The organism is Rhizobium sp. SVR5-9E (assembly GCF_056755095.1).
In genome coordinates this window covers 1-205 of the sequence record NZ_JBNDHS010000889.1, presented here as the reverse complement: position 1 = coordinate 205, position 205 = coordinate 1, and the positions used below count along the sequence as shown (strand labels likewise).

1 pseudogene is annotated in these 205 nt (G+C 70.2%); it reads left to right on the top strand.

Going from position 1 to position 205, the window contains the following annotated elements:
• Positions 1–205: pseudogene (locus ACPYOJ_RS37370) on the top strand (efflux transporter outer membrane subunit); the annotation flags it as partial.

Sequence of the window (205 nt, the reverse complement as noted above, 5' to 3'; positions counted from 1 at the left end):
CAGGCGATGGAGCGCATCAACGCCGCCTCCGGCAATGTGACGGTCGCCGGGGCCGGCTCGCTGCCGAGCCTGGTGGTTGGCGCCTCGCACACGGTCGCAGGCCAGATGGGCTCGCGGCGCACCACCGGCGGCGCCACCAACACCTCCGAGGGCGATGCCAATATCTCCTGGCTGCTCGATCTCTTCGGCCAGTACCGCCGTTCGA